The organism is Pedobacter sp., assembly GCF_965227205.1.
In the GTDB taxonomy this organism is placed as follows: Bacteria; Bacteroidota; Bacteroidia; order Sphingobacteriales; family Sphingobacteriaceae; genus Pedobacter.
The window spans coordinates 842,947-866,644 of sequence record NZ_OZ245727.1 but is presented as its reverse complement, the minus strand read 5'-3'; the positions used below and the strand labels follow the sequence as shown (position 1 = coordinate 866,644).

The following is a 23,698-nucleotide window of genomic DNA, read 5'->3' as shown; positions in this document are numbered from 1 at the left end:
TTGGTATGATGGCAAAGATAAAAACGGATGTGCGCACCGATAAGGTAATTGAGATAAAAAATCTTTATAAAGCTTTTGGCGATTACAAAGTATTGCAGGATGCAACGCTGGATTTATACAAGGGCGAAAATCTCGTCGTTCTTGGGAAAAGCGGCACCGGTAAGTCAGTATTGATCAAGATAATTGTTGGCTTGCTTAGTCCAGATGAAGGACTTGTGAATGTGTTAGGCCATCAAATTGATTCGATATCTTACAAGGAACTTCTGGATCTACGCTTAAGAATTGGCTTTTCATTCCAAAACAGTGCATTATATGATAGTATGACCGTACGGGAAAACCTTGAGTTTCCATTGGTGAGGAACCGTCGTGATATGGACAGAAAAGAAGTGGATGAGCTGGTTGAGGAAATGCTGGATGCTGTTGGTCTTTCGCAAACGATAAACCAGATGCCATCAGAGCTTTCAGGCGGACAGCGTAAGCGCATAGGGATTGCAAGAACGCTGATTTTAAAACCTGAAATCATGCTCTATGATGAGCCCACTGCAGGTCTTGATCCAATTACATCAAAAGATATTAATAAATTGATAAATGATGTGCAGGAACGCTACCATACCAGTGCAATAATAATTACACATGATTTAACCTGCGCAAAGGAAGTTGGTAACCGCGTTGCTATGCTTGTTGATAAGCGTTTTGATAGACAGGGTAGTTTTGAAGAAATTTTTAATGTGGAAGACAAACAGGCCCAGCCATTTTATGATTATAATTTTATACAATAACGATGAACGATAATAGGAAGAAAGTTACAGTAGGCATATTTATAGCCATTGGAATACTGATATTTGTGGTAGCCATCTTTACCCTTGGCAGTCAGAAGAAAACATTCGTGAAAAGTTTTAACCTGAGCGTTATTTTTAACGATATCCAGGGCTTAAAGAAAGGCAATAACGTGTGGTTTTCTGGTGTAAAAATCGGAACGATCAAAAAAATAGATTTTTATGGTTCTTCACAAGTTAGGGTACTATTAAGTATTGAAGAAGACGTGCATAAATATATCCATAAGGATGCCGGAGCAAGTATTGGTGCTGATGGCTTAATCGGGAATAAGATTGTAGTGTTGACAGGTGGTACACCTAAATTCCCGTTTGTAGAAGATGGTGATGTACTTAAGGTAAACAGCTCACTCTCAACAGACGACATCATGAAAACTCTGCAGGTTAACAATAAAAACCTTGTAGATGTGACATCTGATTTCAAAATTCTATCCCGTAACTTAATTGATGGAAAAGGTGCAGCGGGCGCATTATTAAGTGATGAGGAACTTGCAAGGAATTTTAAATCAATGGTTTCAAACTTAAATCAGACCTCTCTGGTAACTTCAAAAGTTGCCTTAGAATTACGGGAATTCAGCAAAACGATTAATACTAAAAACGGCCTTATGGATAAAATGTTAACCGACACCGCTGTTTTTGCGAAACTCGAACGGTCTGCCGAAAGCCTGCAAAACACAACCAGATCTGCAAGCAAAATGGCAGAAAATCTTGAAGCGGCATCGGCCAAACTTAAAACAAAAGATAATGCAGCTGGCCTTTTATTAAACGATGAAGTCACGGCTAACCAGGTTAGAACAATTATGATCAATCTAGAAAAAAGCAGTAAAAAATTAGATGAGGATTTGGAAGCCTTACAAAGTAATTTTCTACTACGGGGTTTCTTCAAAAAGCGGGCTAAAGACTCATTAAAAACGAAGAACAATTAAACAAAAACCCTCTCAGTTCACTCGAAAAATGTAAATCATTCAGTTCATTGCTTAACTAAGCGTTCTGCTGATAGTTAAGCAATGGCATTTTATTTTTGAAGCGCGGTTATCCCTTAACGTGTTAGAATCTGGCGCCATCCTTATTGAAATAATTAATTTTAATTCCTTTGATTTTCACCTCACTATCATCATGCATAAGCGCTGCAATTTTACGAATAGCCTGAGCGTCAGCATTAGTTTCAACAACAATATCAATTTCTCTATCACCAGACTGAACAATATCTGTTATATTATAGCTGGATAGCTGTTGTTTTAGGATGTCTATAAGTTTTTCCATGTTAAGCTGACTTAAAACTAATTTTCGACTCCCATTGTTTTCAATTGTGAAAGAAAAATTGACGCAGAATATTCATGAGGAAACACGCTATAAATCGAAATCACACTCTAAGCCTCTGACTTTTATTTTATGAACCTAGAAACAAAAGAAAATGACTTAAATACCTTACTCATGGTCTATAATACATTTATCGAATGAAAGAAAAACGGAGTACATTGGAAATTCAAAACTTTCGGGATGCGTTGGCGCATGAAAAAACTGATTCCAAAGAAATGGCTATTCAAAACTATGAAGCAATATTAAAGAAGAACCCATTACACATAGATGCGGCAGCAAGGTTATTAATACTATATCGAAAATCCAAACAGACAACTATCGAAGTAAAGTTTTTGAAAAAAATTATCAATAGTCATGAAGCGCACATTGAGTCCGCTCAAAGGGAATGGATAAAGTCTCACCAAAAGCTGGCGAATGATTCAAAGCCATTAGCTAAAATGCTCGGATTGCTAAATGCTAAAGAACTTCCTTTCTATGAGCATGAAGTACTGCAAAAGTGGAAAAAGAGACTCGAATTGCTCGAGCATAAACTCCCTTCAGCCTTGGGAAAGAATTCTAAAAATTAATTTTCCAAATCACTAATACAACCTCCCGTAAAGCCTGACTTTCGAAGCTATTTTTTTCTCGAGCTTTTTAGTAATTTGTTCATGTTTCAACCTCCAGGTCCAGTTGCCCTTTGATGTACCGGGAATATTCATTCTCGCATCACTATCCAGTTCTAAAAGGTCCTGAAATGGCAATACCGCCAGTTTTGCGCTGGAAGCATATGCCATCCTAAATATGAAATCGTTAATGTTTTCCTTTTTCATTTTTTTGCCGTAGAATTGCTCCAGTCGTTTCTTCTCTTTCGGTGAGATATCTTCCAAAAACCAGCCAAGGACGGTATTATTATCATGAGTACCGGAGTAAACAACACTGTTTGAATGGATGTTAAAGGGGACGTGGACTGAGCCATTCAAATCTTCTCCAAAGCCAAATTGCAAAACCGACATTCCCGGTAATCTAAACTTTAATTTTAACGCATCCGAATCGCTGGAAAGCTCACCAAGATCCTCTGCAATGAAAGGAAGCTTGCCCAGTTCCTGTTGCAACTTTTCAAAGAAAGTCGCTCCGGGTCCTTTTTGCCAAACGCCCGATGTTGCATCAGTAGATCCAGCGTCCACTTGCCAGTAAGCAGAAAAGGCTAAAAAGTGATCCAATCTGACTATATCAAAACATCTAAGATTCCACTTTAAACGTTCAATCCACCATTTAAATCCGTCTGCTTTTAATGTTGCCCAGTTAAATACCGGCATTCCCCATAGCTGCCCTTTTTCATTGAAGTAATCTGGCGGAACACCTGCAACTTTGTCCAGGCTTAAATCTTCATTCAATTTAAAATATTGTGGCTGGCTCCAAACTTCAACCGAATCGTAATCCAGATAGAAAGGCAAATCGCCAATGATTTTGATGTGCTTCTGGTTTGCATAAGATTTCAGGCTTTCCCACTGCCTGTAAAAAATAAACTGCTGCCATTTTATTTCCAGAAGTTCCTTTTCATTTTCTTTTTGAAATTTTTCCAGCGTTTTCTTATCTCTGAACTTAAATTGCCGTGGCCAATGGTACCATTCCGCATGCTGATGATGAGCTTTGATGACGGTATAAAGCGCAAAATTGTTCAGCCAGCTTTGCTCTTTAACAATAAAAGTCTCAAAATCCTTTCTTAATGGTAATTCATTAAGGGCAATAAATTTAAAGTAGGCTTGTTTTATGGCGCTTTTCTTCACCCGACTAACCTGACTAAAATCAACCCTTCCATCATTAGGAATAACGCAATTCTTCAATTCAGTATCGTTTAGTAGACCTAAATCTGCAAGAAACTCCAAACTGATGAGCAGTGGGTTTCCGGCATGTGCTGAATTACTGGAATATGGTGAGTGTCCATTCTCCGCTTTGGTTGGGTTTAAGGGCAGGATTTGCCAATATTGTTGCTTTGATTTTGATAGAAAATCTACAAACGTAAAGGCCTCTTTTCCTAAATCCCCGATTCCAAATGAAGAAGGAAGTGAACTGATGTGCATGAGCAGACCAGCGGAACGTTCGCCGGGATTTTTTACGGCTTCTAGCACTGCAATATTCAGCTCCGTAAAAATCTGGCTGATTAAAATCCCTTCAGTCAGCACATCCGGATAAACAGGCTTTTCCAATATCAAATCGACCATACCCGAAGGAGCATGTTTTGGCAAATGTATCCGTGTATCGTTCCATTCTACTTTTGAATCTGAATTCTTCACAGCCTTAAAGCCAAGGGGCAACGCAACAATTATCCACTTATCCTCTAAATTTCTGGCATAGGCAATGATATTATCAGCATATTTTCCTGAAACTTTCAATGGAATATAACTACCCCGCTCAAAAAGTATTGCATGCGATTTGCGAAGTTTGAAGAGTATGGAGCTTAGGTACAATTTTATTTTACCATTATATCTTTCTGCCCAAAGTGAAGTGATATCCGCTTGCTTAGCAATATTATTTAACCATTTATTCCTGAGTTTATAATCCACTGGTCGTCTGTTATCGGGGTCAACCAAACTCAAATCCCACAACTCTGTACCCTGGTAAACATCTGGAATACCAGGAGTAGTAAACTTTAAAACAAGTTGAGAAAGGCTATTTAGAATTGCGGCATCTGCAATGCTATTTACCCACTTTCGGATTTTGCGGCCAAGGCGATTGTTTTCATCAAGACAAACTTTGATAAAGTCTTTCAGCAGTTGTTCATAATCGGCATTTGGAGCAGCCCATTCAGAACGTTTTTTAGCCTCTCTAAGTGCTTTCTCTATAAATGCATTTAACCTGAACTCTAAATCTTCAGCATCTTCTTTCGCAAAAGTAAGAACACCGATAATATGCTGAAGAATAAAATATAAGTCGTTTTGATGTATTCCACTAAAATCCGCTATCACTTCTTTCTGAACAATATTGGTGATTTTCCTTATCACCTTCGCCCATTTAGTAGGAATATCAGTTAAAACGTTCAGCCTGGCTCTTACGTCCTCTCCCTTCTTGGTATCATGGGTTGCACTTGCATTCATCGCAAACGGACTATTTTCTTGCCTTACTGCCATTTTAAGATGGAAATCCTTAATAGATAACCCGAATGCCTCTGGCGCATCTCCAACTTCATTATGCCCGGTAAAACGGTTAAAAGTAAACATCAGGGTATCTTCCACACCTTTGGCCATCAAAGGTCCTGTAAATTGCATACATCGCTGATAAAAAAGGCTCACCTTTTTATTGTATTCCTCATCGCCTTCCAACGTAAACTTCGCAAATATATCTTCAAGCAGTTTTCCCTCTATGGATAAATGATTTCCATTTAATGGCAGCTCAAATAAAGCTTTTATATCTGCAATCACATTTTCATCAGCAGGAAAATCATAGTTATAGTATCTGTAAACCGACATTGAAATAAGCATTTCTGCAATTGCGTTCTTCATTGCCCCGTCTTCAAATTCTTCGCCCTGTGCTAAATCAAGTTTTAAAAAATAATTAAAGAGATTATCCAGTTCTCCTTGCATATAAGCCTGTAAAATATGGCTTTTCTTTTCAGTTATAAGCGTTTTGGGATTGTGTTGTTTGCCTGTTATGCTTCCATATAATTTATCAAAAGGTTTTTTCGCGGCGGTATTTGTAAAAAGGTTATTTGACATTGCTAAAAAATCATAACCTGTGGTGCCTGCACAATTCCAGTCTTTTTCCAGTTTTTCATTTCTGGCAAGAATCTTTTCTACCACAACATAAACTTCATTACCAAGTTCCGCACTTAACTGATCCAGATATTTTTTAGGATCGTATAAACCATCAATATGGTCAATCCGTAGCCCATTAAAAATCCCCTTTCGAACCAATTCAAAAATATAGCGGTGATAAACATCAAAAACTTCCTTATGCTGAATGTTTAAACATATCAAAGCGTTAACGGTAAAAAAGCGGCGGTAATTTATTTTACTATTGGTTTCCTGCCAGTCGCAGAGTCGGTAATGTTGCTTATCGATAATTTTGCGGATTAAGTCTTTATCATTATTGATTTCCGTTAGTTTCCTGCCCGATATCAGGGATATGCTTTGCTCATTAATGGGCCATTCTGCTGCACCATCATTCAGAAAATAACCGACTTCAGTTTTTGTAATTGTTATTTTATTATCGCTTATTGCATCTTCCAGCGAACCATCCAGAAATGGAACCATAAGTTTCCCATGCTCTAAATCCAAATCAAAATAGGAAACATAACGTGATTTTTTACCGTTTTTGAGCACATCCATCAACCATTCATTATTCGGGTGGAAAGCCATGTGATTGGGCACAATGTCTTGCAACCATCCGATTGACGCTTCTTTTAGTATATTGGAAATTTCCAGCAGTTCTTCCTCCGTACCAATCTCTGGATTAATCATCAGCGGATTAACTGTATCATATCCATGTGTGCTTCCGGGTATGGCCGCAAAAATTGGAGAAGCATAAATGGTATCCACCCCCAGGTTTTTCAAATATGGAATAATGCCCCGAAATTTTTTAAAATTAAAATCTTTATTAAACTGAATTCTGTAGGTTGAAGCAGGTTTATACATGGCTTTCTGAAAAGATAAGAAGGGTTTCGGGTGAAATGATAATTGTTTTTAATGAGTTAGTTAACGCTTCAAACTGTTCATCTATCTTTTCTTCGGAACTGAAGATGAGTGATGCATTACGCGGAATAAATTCACTGATACTTTGGCATTGATCAGAAAAATTCAGAATGCAAAAAAGGGTTTCTTCCGCATTCCATCGCTTTAACATAATGGTTTGCTGGGTTGTCAGCGCTTCAGCATGAATACAATCCCTATCCAAATTCTTAAGCACTTTGGAATGCTTTCTTAGAGCAATTAATCTTTTATAATACGCAAACATGGATTTGTGTTCCTCCAACTTTAATTGCTCCCAGTTAAGTTTAGAGGACTCAAAAGTTTTACTACTTTGTGGGTCAGGCGCTTCACCTTGCTGATGGAATGCAGAAAATTCTGCCTTGCGTCCTTTTCTTACTGCCTCAATGAGTTCGTGATCCTTATGACTGACAAAAAATAAAAACGGATTTTCTTCTGCATACTCCTCTCCCATAAAAATTAGTGGAATAAAAGGGCTGATGAATACAGCGCCTGCCATGAGTCTTAACATGGAATGGGTTACTAAAACAGAACTTCTTTCGCCTAACATGCGGTTACCAACCTGGTCATGGTTTTGAGAGAACACCACAAACTGCTTTCCGGTATTTCCAGTAGCTTTTCTGCCAAATGTTTTCTGGCGATGGTTAGAATATTGACCATCGTAAACGTAAGCATCTCTGTAAGATTTGGCTAAATGTTCTACACCGTTAAAATCTTCATAGTAACCCGTTTTAGGCTGTCCGGATGCAACCCTGAGTGCATGGTGAAATTCATCAATCCATTGTGCATCCATTCCGTAACCACCAACCTCAAAAGGATTGATATACCTATTGTCATTTAAATCAGATTCAACAATCAGGTAGCATTTTCTGTCCGTTAACAGGGATAATTTATCTGTAGCTAATTTTACTTCTTCCAAAAAATGACGGGCACTGAAATCTTTAATCGCGTGAACCGCATCCAGCCGGAGCGCATCAATGTGAAAATCCCTGAACCACATCAATACATTTTCCAGGTAAAACTTTCTTACTTCATCACTTTGTGCGTCGTCGAAATTGATCGCTTTTCCCCAGGGCGTTTGATATTTATCAGTAAAATAAGGACCAAAATCTTCATAATGGTTACCCTCAGGCCCTACGTGATTATAAACCACATCTAAAATTACAGCCAAGCCCTTGTTATGACAAGCATTGATGAGATGCTGCAAGGCATTAGGTCCGCCATAACTGTTTTGAACGGCAAAGGGATATACGCCATCATAGCCCCAGTTTCTCGAACCGGAAAATTGAGAAACAGGCATGATTTCAATGGCCGTAATGCCTAAGTCTTTCAGATAATCAAGTTTTTCTTTAATTCCTGAAAAATCTCCATCCGGAGTAAATGTACCACAGTGTAGTTCGTAAATAATGAAAGCTTCTAGTTCCGGAACCCGCCATGAATTATCTGTCCAGCGAAATGCTGTTAGATCGTATGCGATTGAGCGATCTTCTTCCACACATTTCCAAAGCATGGCCGGATCCAGGTATTGGGTATTCTGATGAACGCTTTCCCTGGCCTCGCCAGCAGTTTCTATAATTAAATGATATTTATCACCAGGTTTGATTTCAAAGTCTTCTAATAGCCAATAGCCTTTAGCTTTAGCAGAAAAATTAAGCTGAGTTTCGTTAGATTCTATTTGTAATGCAACCTGCTTTAAATGAGGTGCCCATAGCCAAAATGCAGCCTGACCATTATCAAAGTTTAAACCAATTGTTCGCTTGCCGTAGTTGAGTTTCATTCCTGTATTAATGCTTAAATCCACTAAAATCATTAATCTTTCGATTTAATTAGTTTTGAAAACCAGTTATCAGACTTGACTTTCGGATTTTCGGGGCCGATTAAAAATCCATACGGTTTTAAAGCCGGTATTCGGTCGCAGATGATTTTGAAAATGCCCAAAACAGGTATGGCTAAAATCATACCTGCCACGCCCCAGATAAACTCACCCAAAACAATTGATAAGATTGTAAAAAGCGGGTTGATGTTAACCTGTTCACCTACAATCAGTGGTTCGAGTATATAAGTTTGAAGAAACTGAACCAAGCCATATACCACCAATACGCCAATCAGCATTTTGGAATCGCCTCCTTGCGCAACCACAGCCAGAAGTGTCAGGCAGGTCCCGGTCAGGTTACCTACGAAAGGAATAATTTCGAGCAGGCCGCACAGTACTGCAAAGAATATTGCACTTTCTACCCCAACGATGCTAAAACCTATGCCGTACAATACCCATAAAACACCAATCATGGCTGCCAGTCCGCTTAGGTAATGCTGGGCAACCTTCCCTGATTCGTGTACAATAACAGAAGCCTTGCGTTCTGCGTTATCAGGAACAAGTTTGAGTATAAATTTTTTAATGTGCGATCGGTAAAAAAGAGATAAATACATATAAACCAGAACCAACACTGTATTTACGGCAATGCCAAGTAAACCACCTGCAAAGCTGGCCAGAAGATTTCCTGTACCGCCGCTTCCGGATTTGATGATATCGCTCTGCTGCTTGCTGCTGATGTCAAGTTTTTGGTTAACCCAGTTTCTTAAATCAGAAAGCATAGTGCTCAGTCGGGATTTCATGGTATCAAGGTTGTCGGTAAGGCTACCAAGCTGCCAGTACAGCAAAGAGATGATAAGGGCAACCGCAAGGATAAATAAGAGCACACAAATCAGACTGGCCCAGCCTCTATTAATTCCCTTTTGCTCAAGCCAGTTGCACAGCCTGATAAACACCATCGAAAATATAGCCGCTAGTGTTATCGGAATGAGAAAAGGCGCCGCGAAATACAGCCCTGAAAAAATTAAGGTGATGAATAATAAAAAATACACGCTTTGTTGAAGTTTCGCCATACCGCATTAACAACAATTGCTGCAAATGGTTCTTTGAATAATGATTTTCTTTTCTATCCATTAACTACTTCACCGCCGTTTACATGGATGACCTGCCCAGTAATAAAGGAAGCATCATCGGAAGCCAGAAACACATAAGCAGGGCCAAGTTCCGAAGGTTGTCCCGCTCTTTCCATAGCAGTTTCAGAGCCAAATGACTTAATCTTTTCTGCATCGAAAGTTGAAACAATTAGGGGCGTCCAAACTGGTCCGGGTGCTACAGCATTCACCCTAATACCTGTTTTTGCCAGATTAGTGGCAAGTGACCTGGTAAAAGAAGTAATGGCACCTTTGGTGGAGGAATAATCTATCAGATGTGGTGACGAACGGTATGCAGTTACTGAAGTTGTATTGATAATTGAATCACCCGACTTTAAATGTTTGAGTGCTTCATGGGCAAAATAAAAATAGGCAAAGATGTTTGTTCTAAAAGTATCTTCAACCTGTTTGTTGTCGATATTCTCCGGATCTTTCTGGGGCACCTGCATTCCGGCATTATTGACCAAAATGTTCAGCTTGCCAAATCTTTTGAGCACATCATCGATAGTCTTCTTGCAAAAAGATGCTTTTTTCACATCTCCTCTTATCAACAAACAATTCATCCCTTCTGCCTCTACGAGTGCTTTGGTTTCTTTGGCATCAACATCCTCATTTAAATAAACAATGGCAACATTCGCTCCTTCTCTTGCATAATGTACCGCAACAGAACGCCCAATTCCACTATCTCCTCCGGTAATTAATGCTACCTTACCTCCAAGCTTACCTGATGAACGGTATCCCTTTTTAATCACTTCCGGACGAGGGTTCATTTTTGCTTCAATGCCTGGTGTATTGTTTTGCTTAGCTGGTGTTTTCTTATCCATAATCATAAAATTGGGTTTACGAATTTAATAACATGATGAAAAATGATAAGGTTTGATTTAATTTTTCGAAATACAACTCTCCTGTAGTATCAAGCTAATTATATTTTTATTTATAAAACCTTGTTATACAGAAGTTTGTTAAGCTAAATACTATTTCAACAAAACAAAAAATCATCACTATGAAAAAACTAATGTTAATGATGCTGGCCTTAACTATAGGCTTTGGCAGCATCGCACAAACCCGTCCGGATTCGGTTAAAAAGAAAATGGAAAAAGAGAAAATGATGAAGAAAGACAAAAAGGATTGGAAGAAAAAAGATTCGATGAAACGGGATTCGATGAAAATGGATTCAACTAAAAAAACGATGCCACCAAGGTAGTTAGAAAGCCCGGAACATCCGGGCTTTTTTGTGTATTCTGTTATTCTAATTTGACTTATCCACAAGTGTTAAAAAAATCCAGACAACAAAATTTTACGGATATGGTATTATTGATAACTGACTAGCAAATTTAAATATGAATACCATTTTGACAGAGCAGGAGTATAAGCTCGTTATTGCCGAAATTAGAAATCTGGAGAATAATTCAGTAAAGGATATTTCTGAGATCAAAAGTCTATCGGCAGCAGCAATGGCATACGAGCAAGTAAAATACGACTTTACAGGTGCTGTATTGCATCAGGCATCCTAACATACACAATCTGTTAATTGCCAAAATATTTCCGGTTATCCTATCGATTTTTAGAGCAGATTGATTTAAGATTGTAAAAACTATAGGGAACAAGCACAGTTATAAAAGAGTACATCTTTTAAAAAATTATGCTTATGAACGATAATAAAATGAGTCGCCGTAAGGCACTCGGTGGACTAACGCTTGCAATGGCCGCAGTTGCGGCAACACCGATTTTAGCTCATACCTCTCAACCTCTGGATTTTAATTTGCAACCCGTAGACCTTCAAGATCCAACTACAAAATATCCACGCCCACCATTTACCCATCAAAATCAACCCTGGCCTGCATTGGCAAGTAAAATGGAGCCACGACCAGATCATGGCGAAACCACTTACAAAGGTTCCGGGCGTTTAGCGGGGAGAAAAGCTTTAATTACCGGAGGAGATTCGGGAATGGGCAGAGCAGCCGCAATTGCATATGCCCGCGAAGGTGCTGACGTAGCTATTAATTACCTTCCACAGGAAGAACCAGACGCAAAAGAAGTGGTTGAGCTGATAAAAAAAGCTGGCCGAAAAGCCGTTGCCATTCCTGGAGATTTACGTGATGAAAGCTTTTGCAAAAAACTGGTTGATGAGGCGGCAAAGCAACTTGGCGGTCTCGACATTTTAATTAGCAACGCTGCACGTCAGCAATCTAACCCTTCGGTGTTAGACATTACTTCAGAACAGTTTGACTGGACAATAAAAACCAATATTTACTCACCATTTTGGATCATTAAAGCAGCATTACCTTATTTAAAGCCAGGTTCTTCAATTATTGGAACTACTTCTGTACAAGCTACAGACCCTTCACCCGATTTGTTCGATTATGCCTTAACAAAGGCAGCTACGACTAACTTAGTTAAATCATTAGCAAAACAGTTAGGCCCTAAAGGAATAAGGGTAAACGGAGTGGCACCTGGACCAATCTGGACACCGCTTCAAATGGGTGGCGGTTCCACCCCAGAAAAATTGAAAGAATTTGGAAAAGATACGCCACTCGGTCGTCCGGGTCAGCCGGCAGAACTGGCTTCTATCTATGTGCAGCTAGCCGCAAACGATGCAAGTTTTTCAACCGGACAGATTTATGGTGCAGCAGGCGGTAACGGGCAACCATAATCTGAGCTGAAATTTTTTAAATCTGTTAAACCTCAAAAAACAAAGGGATTCAAATTATTGAATCCCTTTGTTTTATTAAAGCTATTGTTGCTCATCAACTTGATCGAGCCAGTTAAAAACATATTCTGCAACTTCTTCCCAACCGGGTTCGCCGCAGATATAGTGGCTTCTGCCTGCGAACTCTTTAAAGCTTATTACACTCGTTTCATCAGTATAAGCCTCGAAATTTTTCAACGTTAAGCTATTCGGAATAATTTCATCTTTTTCGCCTGCAATTAATAACAGTGGCGCATGTGGCACTTCAACATCCAATTTTCCATCATCGCCCATACAATCCCTTAAAACATTTCTGCTATCGTGTGTGGCAAATTCATTGAACGCCTGATTTGACGAAGCCTCATCCAGTGTATTTGCGAATGAGCTATGAAAAGCTTTCTCGTCCATAAAAAATGGCTCGTTACCTTTAAATGGGTTTGCAATTAAGGCACTGTTTTTAAAAAAGCCCCAGTCAAAATCTAGCATAGCATTGGGCGCTACAGAATCGATAGCCACACCTGCACTTGCTAAACCTTGGTTTATTAACAACTGAACAATTAACCCACCAACTGAATGACCGATTACAATTGGGTTTTCGCTTTGAGCAATAACACTTTTAATTTCGGTAAGGATATCTTGCAATTGTAAATCTCCAAGACCTTCAGGCGGATTCGCCCTTAGCTCAGCTGGTTCTCCATCATGTAAAGGCCAAGCCGGAGCAATACAGTTATATCCTTTTAAGGAAAAGTAATCTTCCCATTTCTTCCAGCTTTTAGGATTCTGGAACATTCCATGTATAAAAATGATGTTTTTCATTGTATTTGATTTTATGTATTTCTACAACACGACTTTTACAAGCTAAGTTTTCGAACAATTTACTTTATTCGTATATGAAGTGATATTTCAATTTGCTAGTAAAAACTTATAAATTATACATCTGTATCAATGTCTTCTAAAGAAGTATGGCTCCCACCGGGCGCTTTTTTTACGACTGTAAATGTTCCGTTCAGTTCCATCACAACTGCCTGCACATCATCCATTCGGTGCAGTCTGTACTTTCTAATCTCGGCGTAAATCTCTTCTTTCGTTATTACTTCTTTATCCAAGGCATCCTCAATAAAAGCGCCATTATAAAATAACAGTGTTGGCACTGAATTTATAATGGCTTCTGCTTTATGAGATCTTTTGGCTGTCCAGGCGAGTGCATATTGTAGTAAGATGATGATAATCAATGCAACCAATCCTTCAGAAAGGGTTACTTTAGCTAAAATCATTGACGATAAGGTAGAGCCCAAGATAACGGTTACCACGAAATCAAAGGCATTCAATTTCGCTAATGTTCTTTTTCCGGAAATCCGGATAAAAATAAAGAGTGTAAGGTAGGCGATAACTGCGCAAAAGGCCACACTAGCCAGGCTTTTCCAGTCTTTAAAAATGAGTGTTTCCATAAAATGATTTGATAAGTAAATGGCTCAGCTGGTGTATCTCGTTAAGAAAAAAACAGGCAGCTTGCTTAGTGACTGCCTGTTCAAAAATGAATCTGCATTGCGGACGCTTAACTCCATGCCTATGAATAACCTTGTGCATGTGGTTTAGTTTTCCTTAACCTACAACCTAGCTGGTTATAAAACTTATTTTTTATTTAGCGTTTTCAATACCACTGCCGTAACCAGGGCACCAGAAAGATAATAAGCTACAGTAAGTATTTTTGTTTTCGACGTTTTGGTTACCGGCTCATCATCGAGCCCCATTTTATCGGGTAAATTAACTGCACCAAGCCCGGCCGACAATCCTGAAACAACGGCTCTACCAATTATAAATTTGCTGCTGCCTGCGCCAATTAAACTATAATATAATGCATTGGAGAGTACATCTGATGCTAATGTAGCCTGATATAGTTTTTTATCATCGCTAATTGCCGCTCCGAAACTGTCAAGCACTTTATTTAGGGCCTCCTCTCCCACTAAATCAATCCTGGGCATATCAGGGCGGGTATTTTTCAAGCCCTCATGCAGCAAATTCAAAGCTACAGCACCAGCAAAGCCCGCGAGCAAATTCTTTAGAATATTCATGTTTTTCGATATTTAAAATGTTTAAATCACTTTATTATAGGTATAGTTTAATATACTACCCCGAGTGCTATGAAAAGGTTTTCGATTTTTTGCCAAACAAAAAAGCGCATCCATAAATGAATGCGCTTTGATAATAATCCTTTTTTAAGAATTATGATCTTAGACTATCAAAGATACCAGCAATGCTGCCACCAATGTTATTGCCTAATGAGAACGAGGTACTGCTGGACTCATCTCCATCTTGTGTAGAATTAGAGAATGATAACAGATTGCCGATATTCAGCGCACCGCCCAAACCACCAGAATTTGCGGAATCATTGTTACCAAAGATACCACCACCGTTAATTTCTTGCATTTCGTTTAAATTCAATTCTTGCATTTTCATAATATTCAAGTTTTGTTTTTGCCTACTCTGTTATAGATTTTCAGCTCATTCTGTTTCCGGTTTTAACCGTCGTTTGATATATAAACGTAAGTGCTCAAAGTTGGGATGGCAAAATATCATCCTAAATCACCTTAATTAAGAATAAGTTAAAGCCTGATGTTGTGAACTTTTTAAAACCCTTGAATAAATCCTCTACTAAAAATTATTTTTATTAGAATATATACGTACAAGCCATTTAAAATCGGGTATAAATACACCCAAACCTTATGTAAATCAAAAGGTTGTGTATAAACATTTACCTAATTAAAAACACAACATGGCAACAAGTAAAACAGCTGAAAAAGCAGCAAAAAGCACAACTGCAAAACCAAGTGGCAAAATAGCTACAAAAAAAGGAAAATTAGACAATTCAGAATTTCACGAATTCTTTGTAGATGAATTAAAAGACATCTATTGGGCGGAAAAACACCTTGCAAAAGCGCTACCTAAACTTCAAAAAGCAGCAACCAGTCCCGAATTAGCGGCTGCCTTTGAAAAGCACACCGGCGAAACAAACCAGCACATTGCAACTCTTGAGCAAGTCTTCGAACTTCTGGAAGAAAAAGCTACCGCAAAAAAATGCGATGCAATGGCTGGCCTGCTTGAAGAAGCAGACGGAATTATTTCAGATACAGATAAAGGAACAATGATCCGCGATGCCGGACTTATCCTAGCGGCACAAAAAGTAGAGCATTATGAAATTGCTACTTATGGAACGCTGAGGGTATTTGCACAGAATATGGGCAGAGCTGATATCGCAGATTTATTAAGCGAAACCCTCGAAAATGAAAAAGCAACCGACGTTGCATTAACCGAAATTGCTGAAGGTGCCATTAACGACGCTGCCGCTTCAGAATAAAAAACAGAATGGCTACCAAAATGTAGCCATTCTGTTTTTATTATAATTTAAAGTTAGATTTAAAAAAAATTGCAGGACAATATCTCTACTGCCTGCAATTCTTAACTTTATTTCAATATCATTTATGGTTTTAAAACCACTTTTACACAATCTTCCTGCTTCTCATCGAATATTTTATAGCCGTATGCAGCGTCTTCTAAAGGTAATGAATGGGTAATAATATCATCCAGAATAACCTTTTCTTCATTTACTAAACCAATAAGTTTATCTATATAGTTTAGTACCGGGGCCTGCCCTTGTTTAATTGTGATACCCTTATCGAAAATTCTGAATAGTGGAAAGTTATCATACGGAGAACCATAAACACCTACAATTGAAACGGTTCCCATTCTTCTCACTGCTTCAAAACACATTTCTAGTACCTTTATTGAGCCTTTTTCAAAGTTAAAAGTTGCTTTAACCTTATCCATTAACGTTCTTTCTGGTTCAAAACCAACCGCATCCACACAAACATCAGCTCCTCTGCCTCCGGTCATTTCTCTTATAGCCTCGACAACGTCTACTTTATGAGGATTTAATGCATCTACTTTATTAACTGCTTTGGCTTTTTCTAGTCGGTAATCTAAAGGGTCAATCGCGATAACACGACTTGCACCGTTTAACCAGGCTGCTTTTTGAGCCATTAAACCAACCGGGCCACATCCAAAAATAGCAACAACCTCCCCGCCTTTTAATTGTGCCCAATCTATAGCACTCCAGCCCGTTGGAAAAATATCTGTTAAAAACAATGCTTGTTCATCACTTAAATTTTCAGGTACAACCCTCGGACTGATATCAGCGTAAGGCACCCTAACATATTGAGCCTGCCCGCCAGAATATCCGCCATATAAATCGGTATAACCAAATAATGCACCGCCCTTTTGACTTGCCAAGTCGCCATTCGGTCCGTAATTCTTATAATTTGAGTTTTCGCAAGCTGGGCTAGCCTCGTGGGTGCAGAAAAAACACGAACCACAAGAAATTGGGAAAGGCACAATAACCCTATCGCCTTTTTTTAGATTGGTAATTTGCGAACCGACTTCTTCTACAATACCCATAAACTCATGCCCCATCACCATTGGTTCTTTTTGTGGAACTGCTCCGGATAGAATGTGAAGGTCTGAGCCACAGATGGCAGTGGAAGTAACTTTTAGAATAACATCTCTGGGTTCCAATATCTGCGGATCTGGAACATTGTCTACCCGGATATCACCAGGCTTGTGGAAAACTGCTGCTTTCATAGTTTTGTAATTTATGTTTAGATACACTGACAATAGATTCTCTTTCTTGAATTCCTTTCAACAATAAGAATGCTAAGCATCAGTTATCAAATAACATCATCAAAATCGTTATGGCCGAGAAAAAACCAAATACCGTATTAATGCACATATTAATTGAATCAATGTATTTATACGTCCAACGCAAACAAGCTTTTCTTTCTGTAATTAAATTCATTTTTGGCCATACATAGATATAGTGTCCGCAGTAAAACTTTTAGTTAATAAAAAAGTTATATAAACATGGAAAATATTAATCTGCTGGCAATTCCCGCCGCCCGAAAAGGAGAAATAGAAGTTTTAAAGGAGCTTATCCGTAGGAAGGCAGATTTAAACTATAAAGATGAAAAAGGCTACAACGCATTGATTATTGCCTGCTATAGTAACCAGTTTGAAGCTGCAAAGATTTTACTTGAAAACGGCGCTGAGGTTGACTCGGTAGATTTGGGTGGTAATACTGCATTAATGGGCGCTGCATTTAAAGGGTATATAGCGTTGGTAGAATTACTCCTTGAGCATGGTGCTAATTTGAATCTTCAGCATGGCAATGGTGGCACTGCAGTGATGTTTGCTGCCATGTTTGGAAGGAATGAAGTATTGTCCTTGCTTATCAATAAAGGTGCTGACCTGACGCTTAAGGATAACAGAGGACAGACCGCTTTAGACCTAGCGTTAATGCAGGGAAACCAAGAAGGCACAAATCTGCTAGCTAATGCTCATGAGAAATCACTTTTCTAAAATACCTTTCACAAGTGCGTTCCACTGGGGATAAGATAGTCCAAGTTTTGCCGCCAATCCAACAGCAAAATTTCTCGCCGTGTCAGATAGATTTCTCTGTTTGGTATTAATCAGCTCGTTGCGGCCATGTTCTTCGACAAAAATCTCTAGCCCTTTACGCTTCACAAGAAATGTTGAAGTAGCACTGCAACCCAGAAAATGCGCTGGGATATTATCTTTGCTAGCAGGATGAGCTGAAGGTCTGACGGTCATAACCAGAATTTCTTCATCGGGGCTTTCATCAAATCTGATTTCCTCAATTCTTACCCAGTCATATCCTTTTCCTGCTTTAGTACCAGGACCGGGAATATCAATCCTGATGTAATCCTTTTCACATGCAGTTCTGAAAATTCTTTCTCCTGAGGTGTCCGTCAGCTGAAATTCGGACAAATTAGCAAACGATCCCCAACTATTGACATCAAGCAGCCTTTCAGATGCTTTACGAAACCACGCACTGGCTTGAGTTGCATTGGTCGTTACGATTTTCTCACTGACATCTATTTTGCTACCCAGATATTGGGTAGGAATCAGGTTATCTGCTTTTTTATTTTCTTTCATTTTAAAAATAAAAATAGGGGTACTTTTCTGTACCCCCGATTTAAGTGATTATGCCGGAATTTTCCTTGGATTTTCACGTTCCCAGAAACGATGTTGGGCAATCATTTCCGTAAAAACAGACGCCAGCTTAGTTGCGTCGTCTGAAAGAAAAACCCCTTCTAACAAAGCCGTTCCCGCTGAATATTCAGCAGGAAGCTTTTTATGAAAATAGGTCGATTCCAATACCTGCAAAGCTTGTACATCTGCAGCAATCGCTTTGCAATGTTTAAATGCTTCGTTTAAGAAATGAACGGCATTCGCCTCAGCCTCCAGACTTGCAACTGAATTCGTTCCGCCTGGCACATAGACCGCATCGTAAAGTACAGAAGCCGCCGTTAAAAAGCTTTCGTCAGGCGTAATTTTCTGATCACCTGCCGAAATTATATCTGCTAGTCTAGGCGCAATAATGTGTACCACTGCACCTGAGGCGATGAGCGCATCTTTTACTGTACTTAATGATTTTTCATCTACACCATCTGCGGCAAGAATCGCAATTTTTCGGGTTTTGATAGAATCCTTTATCGTGCCCGCCATGCTCAAAGCCTCAGATTTCGCCAGACTACCTTCCGGGTTCAGTGAAGCGTAATCTTCGATTTTTCCATCTGCCGGTATGCTGTTATTCAGTTCTGCTAATGGAATTTCAGGAATATGAAGCCCTAAAGCAAATGCAACACCAGCAGCAAGACCTTTATCTATCTGGGCTATTATCGCTAGCATTCGCTCTCTGATTTCAATGGCTTTTACCTTACCCAATTCAAAACTCAAAGCATCAACAATATGGTTTTGTTCAGGCGCACTCTGGGAGTTAAAAAATAAACGTGCCTGAGAAAAATGGTCGAAAAAGCTTTTGCTCCGGGCCCTGATTTTTCTGGCATCAATACGTTCATTGTAACTGGTAAACCCGCCATCCGCAGCTTTAACCTGTTTAGGATCGTTGCCTGCGATAGCATTTGGTCCGTAACTTGTTTTCCCTCGATTTATCGTTTGACGCATATAACCGTCACGCTGGTTATTATGAACCGGCACCACTGGTCTGTTAATGGGAATCTCATGAAAATTAGGCCCTCCCAGACGAATTAGTTGGGTATCGGTATAAGAAAACAATCTGCCCTGTAATAGAGGGTCATTGGTGAAGTCAATCCCGGGAACAACATGCCCAACGTGGAAGGCAACTTGTTCAGTTTCCGCAAAGAAATTATCCGGATTGCGGTTTAAGGTCATTTTTCCAATTCGCTGAACTGGTACCAATTCTTCAGGAATAAGTTTAGTTGGGTCGAGAATATCAAATTCAAACTTGAATTCATCCGCTTCGGGGATAATCTGTACACCAAGTTCCCATTCTGGGAATGCGCCTGATTCGATGGCATCCCACAAATCCCTGCGATGAAAATCGGGGTCTTTACCTGAAATATTCTGAGCTTCATCCCACGCCACCGAATGAACACCTAGCAGGGGTTTCCAGTGAAACTTGACAAAGTTTGATACACCATCTGCATTAACGAATCTGAAAGTATGCACGCCGAACCCCTCCATCATACGGTAACTTCGTGGTAGTGCCCTGTCGCTCATTGCCCACATAATCATATGTGCCGACTCTGGCAACTGGGAGATGAAATCCCAGAAAGTATCGTGTGCCGAAGCTGCCTGGGGCATTTCATTATCCGGTTCAGGCTTTACTGCATGAATTAAATCCGGAAATTTAACCGCATCCTGAATAAAGAAAACCGGGACGTTGTTTCCCACCAAATCAAAATTACCTTCCTGGGTATAAAACTTTACCGCGAAGCCCCTTACATCCCTTGCAAGATCTGTTGAACCCCTTGAACCCGCCACGGTCGAGAACCGCACAAAAACAGGTGTTTCAATACCCGGATCGCAAAGAAATGCAGCCCTGGTTAATTCACTCATATCTTCGTAAACCTTAAAAACTCCATGTGCAGCCGAGCCTCTTGCATGGACGATACGTTCAGGAATACGCTCATGGTCAAAATGAGTAATTTTCTCGCGGAGGATAAAATCCTCTAAAAGTGTTGCGCCACGTTCACCCGCTTTGAGCGAATTTTGATCATCATTGATTTTGACCCCATGATTAGTGGTCAGCACCTGACCTGATGAATCGGCCACAAAATTTTCCAGTTTTGTGGTTTTATTATTTTCCTGTGCAACAGGTATATTTGTCTGAGCAGTTTTCTTTGCCATAACTTTATTTTTTCACCTCTTTTACTGCTTTATAATTAAGTCCATTTTCCGCAATTTCGCTCAGTTTACTATCTGCCTGCCCCTCTTCATTTAATGTCTGAGTAAGTATATCTGCAATTTGCTGTAGTCCCAGCGTAATTGCCAGACGGTTTAACCCGGTGTAGCTTGCTATCTCATAATGTTCAACCTTTTGCGAAGCAAGAATAATCCCCAGATCCCTGGTGACCGTACCTGCCTGGGTTTCTTCAACAATTCCTTCAGCTTCTTTAGTTAAACCTTCCATTGCGTCACATTTCTTTGCAATCGCCTTTTCTCCAAGCAATCCGAAAATTTCCTCAAGCCTTGCAACGTGCGTTTTGGTTTCTTCTAGATGTGTTTCAATAGCTTTTTTTAATGCTGGGGAACTTGCTGCACTTATCATCTTTGGAAGGGACTTAACTAAATGGTTTTCTGCCCAGTAGAGATCAGCAATAGAATCCTTAAAGAATTCCTGTAATTCAGAAAACTCCTTTTGAGTTGTTGCGGAAGCAAACTTTGGTTCGTTAGCGCTTTCTTTTTTTGCCATGGTATGTTTTGTTAGGTATTAAAAACACAACTCTAAATCTGTACGATAAGTTTTATATTTTTTGCTAGAATGCAAGAACTCAGCTTTTAATAAAGAATCCAATTTCGGCGGGTCATTGATTCAGCGGAAAACTTGTTCTCCCCTGGTTACCCTCATCAGGCTTATTCCATCCATGAGTACCATTTTGAAAACTATAAATTTTAAAAAAGGTTAAAAAATAAACGAACAATAAGATGAAAGAGCTAATTGACGGATTAAAATCGGTTTTGAGGGCAGATGTGAAAGACCTCTATCAGTATCAGGTCACCGAAATTAATATAATGTTATTTGATACCCTGGACCTGGATTTTGTCTATGAGAAAACGGAACGATATGTACTTAAGTTAACGGGGCCTTACACCCTCGCCAAGATCAATTTTATCGATGGTGATGAGCAAGTGCTGAAGTCTATTACTCTAGTTCAATAATATTCAGAACGAAATTTGAATCTATAGTGACGCCTAGTTTCATTAGGTAGAAAGCAGGCTTTTTTGTGGTTGACTTTTAACGCCAACGATTGGCAACTTATTTTTTACAAAACTTTTAATCAGTTAAGCAGTTAAATTGACATGGAGCCTTTAGATTCATTCGAAAAATTCGTTTTTATTTTGTTATCCACTGTTTTTACCTTGGGCATACTGATAGGTCTCATGGTCCTATTTCTGGTCTATTAAAGGTCTTAACTCCGAATATCAATTAAAAATAACATGCTAATTGATAAAGGATTTGCCTTCTGTTTCTCGCTAAATTCAGTGTCAACATAGAAGACATTAAAGTGCCGGGTAAATTGCCTTTGATGGCCTTATAAAATAATAAAGAGCTTGGTTGAACGCTTAAAAAAAATATATGTGGATAATTTGGGCATTACTGGCAGCGATATCAGCAGCATTGGTTGTCGTTTTGACGAAAGCAGGTTTAAAAAATGTGGACTCTAGTTTGGCATTTGCGATACAATCCGTTTTAATTTTAGCGATAACCTGGATGGTTGTCATCTTTCAGGGGAATTTCAGTGAGCTGAAATCTATTGAAAAAAATGCCTGGATATTTTTAACCGCTGCTGGTGTCTTCACAACACTATCTACATTATTTTCGTATAAAGCACTCTCATCAGGTCCAGCATCTTACGTGGTATCTATAGAAAGGTTATCACTAATCGTTGCGATTGTGTTATCGGTAATATTTTTAAAAGAGAAGATTACCTGGCAACTCGTGGTTGGCGGAGCAGTTATGGTTGGTGGAGCGGTTTTAATTGCTCTATCTGATAGCGGCGAATAGATACTGCAGAAAGACATCAATGTGAACAAATTGAGTCAGCATTGCAAAAAATCAATAAATACCTGACCCTTAGTGAAATGATAAGCAAAACGGAGATTTACATTAATTTTGCTAGATCTAATCTTCACAAGCATTTCGTTATTAAGCTTGATTCATCCATTCTTTAAGACTATGCATCCAGAATTATCGTATTAATACTCCTATTTGTTGTTAAATACGTGTTTTCAGACCTAAGCCGTAGAGCTGTAGAAACAATAGCGGTATTCATTTGTATAAACTAAATCTTTAAAACTTACTTATGGATCAAAAAGAATTTGCAATTGCGGCAGAACGTGAAAGTGGTAAACTTTACTCCCATGCATTAAAATTCACACGCGACCCCGATGATGCGAGGGATTTAGTTCAGGACACCCTAGTAAAAGCGATACGATTTAGTGATAAGTTTGAAACCAATACCAACTTAAAGAGCTGGTTGTACGTTATTATGCGAAACACATTTGTAAATAGTTACAATATGCAGAAACGCAAACAAGAGCTAATAACAACTGAAGAAGAAATTTCATACAGCAATCTTGTCATAAGCGCAAGTCAAAACGCTTCGATATCTAGTTTTGCATTAGGTGATATTGGAAAAGCGCTGGAGTTGTTATCAGAAGTACACAGAGTTCCATTTGTAAAGTACTTCGAAGGTTATAAGTATGAAGAAATTGCTAATGAACTCAATATTCCATTAGGAACCGTAAAAACCAGAATTCATGTTGCCCGGGAGCAATTGAAGAAACATCTTAAGGTTCATCGAAAATAGATTTTGGTAGCTAACTAGTCTTGAGACAGACTGGAAGTACGTAGTGCTAAAAGAGTAGAGTGGGTTAAATAACTTGCAAAAAATGGAAATAGGACATTTTATTAAAATTTTCGAAACAGTAACAATTAAATTTGAAAAACTTCGGTAATTGTCCGTACTACCGAAGTTTTCTGTACTCAAGAGGAGATTCGAACTCCCACACCCGTACGGGCGCCAGCCCCTCAAGCTGGTGCGTCTACCAATTTCGCCACCTGAGTTTGTGTTGCAAATATAATTTAATTTTAG

The 23,698-nt window shown here is 39.1% G+C and carries 24 protein-coding genes and 1 tRNA gene; 11 read left to right on the top strand and 14 right to left on the bottom strand.

Annotation, left to right across the window (positions count from 1 at the left end; genetic code table 11):
• The first annotated feature begins 5 nt into the window (after positions 1-5).
• A complete protein-coding gene (locus ACO05K_RS03670) occupies positions 6-779 on the top strand; it encodes an ABC transporter ATP-binding protein (RefSeq protein ID WP_421943111.1) in 774 nt (257 codons plus the stop codon).
• A gap of 2 nt (positions 780-781) precedes the next feature.
• On the top strand, positions 782-1,759 hold the full coding sequence (locus ACO05K_RS03665; protein ID WP_421943110.1) for an MlaD family protein: 978 nt from the start codon (positions 782-784) through the stop codon (positions 1,757-1,759).
• A 121-nt stretch (positions 1,760-1,880) separates the two neighbouring features.
• On the opposite strand, the gene ACO05K_RS03660 is transcribed toward ACO05K_RS03665, so the two are convergent.
• Positions 1,881-2,096 (bottom strand): hypothetical protein, encoded by a 216-nt coding sequence (locus tag ACO05K_RS03660; protein ID WP_421943109.1) that lies wholly within the window; start codon positions 2,094-2,096, stop codon positions 1,881-1,883.
• A gap of 194 nt (positions 2,097-2,290) precedes the next feature.
• Between ACO05K_RS03660 and ACO05K_RS03655 the strand changes: the two genes are divergently transcribed.
• Positions 2,291-2,719 carry a hypothetical protein gene (locus ACO05K_RS03655; RefSeq protein ID WP_421943108.1) on the top strand — a complete coding sequence of 143 codons (429 nt, stop codon included), beginning with the start codon at positions 2,291-2,293 and terminating at the stop codon, positions 2,717-2,719.
• Between the two features lie 12 nt (positions 2,720-2,731).
• Here the strand turns inward: ACO05K_RS03655 and treY are convergent, their stop codons facing one another.
• Genes treY through ACO05K_RS03635 form a run of 4 tightly spaced genes read right to left on the bottom strand, consistent with a single transcriptional unit; the run spans position 2,732 to position 10,626 of the window.
• Entirely contained in the window at positions 2,732-6,763 is a 4,032-nt protein-coding gene (gene treY / locus ACO05K_RS03650; RefSeq protein WP_421943107.1) for a malto-oligosyltrehalose synthase, read from the bottom strand.
• Positions 6,756-8,645 (bottom strand): malto-oligosyltrehalose trehalohydrolase, encoded by a 1,890-nt coding sequence (gene treZ / locus ACO05K_RS03645; protein ID WP_421943106.1) that lies wholly within the window; start codon positions 8,643-8,645, stop codon positions 6,756-6,758. The genes treY and treZ overlap by 8 nt, the downstream gene beginning before the upstream one ends.
• Positions 8,645-9,718 carry an AI-2E family transporter gene (locus tag ACO05K_RS03640; RefSeq protein ID WP_421943105.1) on the bottom strand — a complete coding sequence of 358 codons (1,074 nt, stop codon included), beginning with the start codon at positions 9,716-9,718 and terminating at the stop codon, positions 8,645-8,647. Before ACO05K_RS03640 ends, treZ begins: the two co-directional genes overlap by 1 nt.
• A gap of 53 nt (positions 9,719-9,771) precedes the next feature.
• The gene (locus ACO05K_RS03635; protein WP_421943104.1) at positions 9,772-10,626 is read right to left on the bottom strand and encodes an SDR family oxidoreductase; all 855 of its coding nucleotides are present in this window, start codon (positions 10,624-10,626) and stop codon (positions 9,772-9,774) included.
• Positions 10,627-10,799: 173 nt separating this feature from the next.
• On the opposite strand from ACO05K_RS03635, the gene ACO05K_RS03630 reads away from it, so the two are divergent.
• From ACO05K_RS03630 to ACO05K_RS03620, 3 genes are all read left to right on the top strand, one after another.
• Positions 10,800-11,000, top strand: a complete 201-nt coding sequence (locus tag ACO05K_RS03630) for a hypothetical protein (RefSeq protein WP_421943103.1) — start codon at positions 10,800-10,802, stop codon at positions 10,998-11,000.
• A 136-nt stretch (positions 11,001-11,136) separates the two neighbouring features.
• Positions 11,137-11,310: a hypothetical protein gene (locus tag ACO05K_RS03625; RefSeq protein ID WP_421943102.1), complete on the top strand. Its 174-nt coding sequence runs from the start codon at positions 11,137-11,139 to the stop codon at positions 11,308-11,310.
• A 134-nt stretch (positions 11,311-11,444) separates the two neighbouring features.
• Complete coding sequence (locus ACO05K_RS03620) at positions 11,445-12,449, top strand: SDR family oxidoreductase (protein ID WP_421943101.1); 1,005 nt, start codon at positions 11,445-11,447, stop codon at positions 12,447-12,449.
• An 81-nt stretch (positions 12,450-12,530) separates the two neighbouring features.
• On the opposite strand, the gene ACO05K_RS03615 is transcribed toward ACO05K_RS03620, so the two are convergent.
• The 4 genes from ACO05K_RS03615 to ACO05K_RS03600 form a co-directional block, all read right to left on the bottom strand.
• A complete protein-coding gene (locus ACO05K_RS03615) occupies positions 12,531-13,301 on the bottom strand; it encodes an alpha/beta hydrolase (RefSeq protein WP_421943100.1) in 771 nt (256 codons plus the stop codon).
• A 113-nt stretch (positions 13,302-13,414) separates the two neighbouring features.
• Entirely contained in the window at positions 13,415-13,933 is a 519-nt protein-coding gene (locus tag ACO05K_RS03610) for a DUF421 domain-containing protein (protein WP_421943099.1), read from the bottom strand.
• A gap of 183 nt (positions 13,934-14,116) precedes the next feature.
• A complete protein-coding gene (locus ACO05K_RS03605) occupies positions 14,117-14,557 on the bottom strand; it encodes a hypothetical protein (RefSeq protein WP_421943098.1) in 441 nt (146 codons plus the stop codon).
• Between the two features lie 151 nt (positions 14,558-14,708).
• Positions 14,709-14,942: a hypothetical protein gene (locus ACO05K_RS03600; RefSeq protein WP_421943097.1), complete on the bottom strand. Its 234-nt coding sequence runs from the start codon at positions 14,940-14,942 to the stop codon at positions 14,709-14,711.
• Between the two features lie 316 nt (positions 14,943-15,258).
• Here ACO05K_RS03600 and ACO05K_RS03595 point away from each other — a divergent pair, with 316 nt between their 5' ends.
• Positions 15,259-15,840, top strand: coding sequence for a ferritin-like domain-containing protein (locus ACO05K_RS03595; protein ID WP_421943096.1), 582 nt, complete (start codon positions 15,259-15,261; stop codon positions 15,838-15,840).
• Between the two features lie 122 nt (positions 15,841-15,962).
• Here ACO05K_RS03595 and ACO05K_RS03590 read toward each other — a convergent pair whose 3' ends face one another.
• On the bottom strand, positions 15,963-17,120 hold the full coding sequence (locus ACO05K_RS03590) for a zinc-dependent alcohol dehydrogenase (protein ID WP_421943095.1): 1,158 nt from the start codon (positions 17,118-17,120) through the stop codon (positions 15,963-15,965).
• A 279-nt stretch (positions 17,121-17,399) separates the two neighbouring features.
• Between ACO05K_RS03590 and ACO05K_RS03585 the strand changes: the two genes are divergently transcribed.
• Positions 17,400-17,894, top strand: coding sequence for an ankyrin repeat domain-containing protein (locus ACO05K_RS03585; protein ID WP_421943094.1), 495 nt, complete (start codon positions 17,400-17,402; stop codon positions 17,892-17,894).
• Here the strand turns inward: ACO05K_RS03585 and ACO05K_RS03580 are convergent.
• From ACO05K_RS03580 to ACO05K_RS03570, 3 genes are read right to left on the bottom strand one after another with little or no spacing between them, the layout of a single operon-like run.
• Positions 17,883-18,491, bottom strand: coding sequence for a hypothetical protein (locus ACO05K_RS03580; RefSeq protein ID WP_421943093.1), 609 nt, complete (start codon positions 18,489-18,491; stop codon positions 17,883-17,885). The genes ACO05K_RS03585 and ACO05K_RS03580 overlap by 12 nt on opposite strands.
• 48 nt (positions 18,492-18,539) lie before the next feature.
• Positions 18,540-20,729: a catalase gene (locus ACO05K_RS03575; protein WP_421943092.1), complete on the bottom strand. Its 2,190-nt coding sequence runs from the start codon at positions 20,727-20,729 to the stop codon at positions 18,540-18,542.
• A gap of 4 nt (positions 20,730-20,733) precedes the next feature.
• On the bottom strand, positions 20,734-21,294 hold the full coding sequence (locus ACO05K_RS03570; protein WP_421943091.1) for a ferritin-like domain-containing protein: 561 nt from the start codon (positions 21,292-21,294) through the stop codon (positions 20,734-20,736).
• Positions 21,295-21,527: 233 nt separating this feature from the next.
• Between ACO05K_RS03570 and ACO05K_RS03565 the strand changes: the two genes are divergently transcribed.
• The 3 genes from ACO05K_RS03565 to ACO05K_RS03555 all read left to right on the top strand — a co-directional run bounded on the left by ACO05K_RS03565 (position 21,528) and on the right by ACO05K_RS03555 (position 23,413).
• The gene (locus ACO05K_RS03565; protein ID WP_421943090.1) at positions 21,528-21,761 is read left to right on the top strand and encodes a hypothetical protein; all 234 of its coding nucleotides are present in this window, start codon (positions 21,528-21,530) and stop codon (positions 21,759-21,761) included.
• Positions 21,762-22,179: 418 nt separating this feature from the next.
• A complete protein-coding gene (locus ACO05K_RS03560; protein WP_421943089.1) occupies positions 22,180-22,608 on the top strand; it encodes an EamA family transporter in 429 nt (142 codons plus the stop codon).
• Between the two features lie 298 nt (positions 22,609-22,906).
• Positions 22,907-23,413 (top strand): RNA polymerase sigma factor, encoded by a 507-nt coding sequence (locus ACO05K_RS03555; RefSeq protein ID WP_421943088.1) that lies wholly within the window; start codon positions 22,907-22,909, stop codon positions 23,411-23,413.
• Positions 23,414-23,586: 173 nt separating this feature from the next.
• Here ACO05K_RS03555 and ACO05K_RS03550 read toward each other — a convergent pair.
• Positions 23,587-23,670, bottom strand: a tRNA-Leu gene (locus ACO05K_RS03550).
• Positions 23,671-23,698 lie beyond the last annotated feature (28 nt).

What these genes read in the sequence shown, in the direction of transcription:
- ACO05K_RS03670 (WP_421943111.1), top strand. Translation starts at nt 6, where the DNA reads ATGATGGCAAAGATAAAAACGGATGTGCGCACCGATAAGGTAATTGAG.
- ACO05K_RS03665 (WP_421943110.1), top strand. Translation starts at nt 782, where the DNA reads ATGAACGATAATAGGAAGAAAGTTACAGTAGGCATATTTATAGCCATT.
- ACO05K_RS03660 (WP_421943109.1), bottom strand. Translation starts at nt 2,096, where the DNA reads ATGGAAAAACTTATAGACATCCTAAAACAACAGCTATCCAGCTATAAT.
- ACO05K_RS03655 (WP_421943108.1), top strand. Translation starts at nt 2,291, where the DNA reads ATGAAAGAAAAACGGAGTACATTGGAAATTCAAAACTTTCGGGATGCG.
- treY (WP_421943107.1), bottom strand. Translation starts at nt 6,763, where the DNA reads ATGTATAAACCTGCTTCAACCTACAGAATTCAGTTTAATAAAGATTTT.
- treZ (WP_421943106.1), bottom strand. Translation starts at nt 8,645, where the DNA reads ATGATTTTAGTGGATTTAAGCATTAATACAGGAATGAAACTCAACTAC.
- ACO05K_RS03640 (WP_421943105.1), bottom strand. Translation starts at nt 9,718, where the DNA reads ATGGCGAAACTTCAACAAAGCGTGTATTTTTTATTATTCATCACCTTA.
- ACO05K_RS03635 (WP_421943104.1), bottom strand. Translation starts at nt 10,626, where the DNA reads ATGATTATGGATAAGAAAACACCAGCTAAGCAAAACAATACACCAGGC.
- ACO05K_RS03630 (WP_421943103.1), top strand. Translation starts at nt 10,800, where the DNA reads ATGAAAAAACTAATGTTAATGATGCTGGCCTTAACTATAGGCTTTGGC.
- ACO05K_RS03625 (WP_421943102.1), top strand. Translation starts at nt 11,137, where the DNA reads ATGAATACCATTTTGACAGAGCAGGAGTATAAGCTCGTTATTGCCGAA.
- ACO05K_RS03620 (WP_421943101.1), top strand. Translation starts at nt 11,445, where the DNA reads ATGAACGATAATAAAATGAGTCGCCGTAAGGCACTCGGTGGACTAACG.
- ACO05K_RS03615 (WP_421943100.1), bottom strand. Translation starts at nt 13,301, where the DNA reads ATGAAAAACATCATTTTTATACATGGAATGTTCCAGAATCCTAAAAGC.
- ACO05K_RS03610 (WP_421943099.1), bottom strand. Translation starts at nt 13,933, where the DNA reads ATGGAAACACTCATTTTTAAAGACTGGAAAAGCCTGGCTAGTGTGGCC.
- ACO05K_RS03605 (WP_421943098.1), bottom strand. Translation starts at nt 14,557, where the DNA reads ATGAATATTCTAAAGAATTTGCTCGCGGGCTTTGCTGGTGCTGTAGCT.
- ACO05K_RS03600 (WP_421943097.1), bottom strand. Translation starts at nt 14,942, where the DNA reads ATGAAAATGCAAGAATTGAATTTAAACGAAATGCAAGAAATTAACGGT.
- ACO05K_RS03595 (WP_421943096.1), top strand. Translation starts at nt 15,259, where the DNA reads ATGGCAACAAGTAAAACAGCTGAAAAAGCAGCAAAAAGCACAACTGCA.
- ACO05K_RS03590 (WP_421943095.1), bottom strand. Translation starts at nt 17,120, where the DNA reads ATGAAAGCAGCAGTTTTCCACAAGCCTGGTGATATCCGGGTAGACAAT.
- ACO05K_RS03585 (WP_421943094.1), top strand. Translation starts at nt 17,400, where the DNA reads ATGGAAAATATTAATCTGCTGGCAATTCCCGCCGCCCGAAAAGGAGAA.
- ACO05K_RS03580 (WP_421943093.1), bottom strand. Translation starts at nt 18,491, where the DNA reads ATGAAAGAAAATAAAAAAGCAGATAACCTGATTCCTACCCAATATCTG.
- ACO05K_RS03575 (WP_421943092.1), bottom strand. Translation starts at nt 20,729, where the DNA reads ATGGCAAAGAAAACTGCTCAGACAAATATACCTGTTGCACAGGAAAAT.
- ACO05K_RS03570 (WP_421943091.1), bottom strand. Translation starts at nt 21,294, where the DNA reads ATGGCAAAAAAAGAAAGCGCTAACGAACCAAAGTTTGCTTCCGCAACA.
- ACO05K_RS03565 (WP_421943090.1), top strand. Translation starts at nt 21,528, where the DNA reads ATGAAAGAGCTAATTGACGGATTAAAATCGGTTTTGAGGGCAGATGTG.
- ACO05K_RS03560 (WP_421943089.1), top strand. Translation starts at nt 22,180, where the DNA reads ATGTGGATAATTTGGGCATTACTGGCAGCGATATCAGCAGCATTGGTT.
- ACO05K_RS03555 (WP_421943088.1), top strand. Translation starts at nt 22,907, where the DNA reads ATGGATCAAAAAGAATTTGCAATTGCGGCAGAACGTGAAAGTGGTAAA.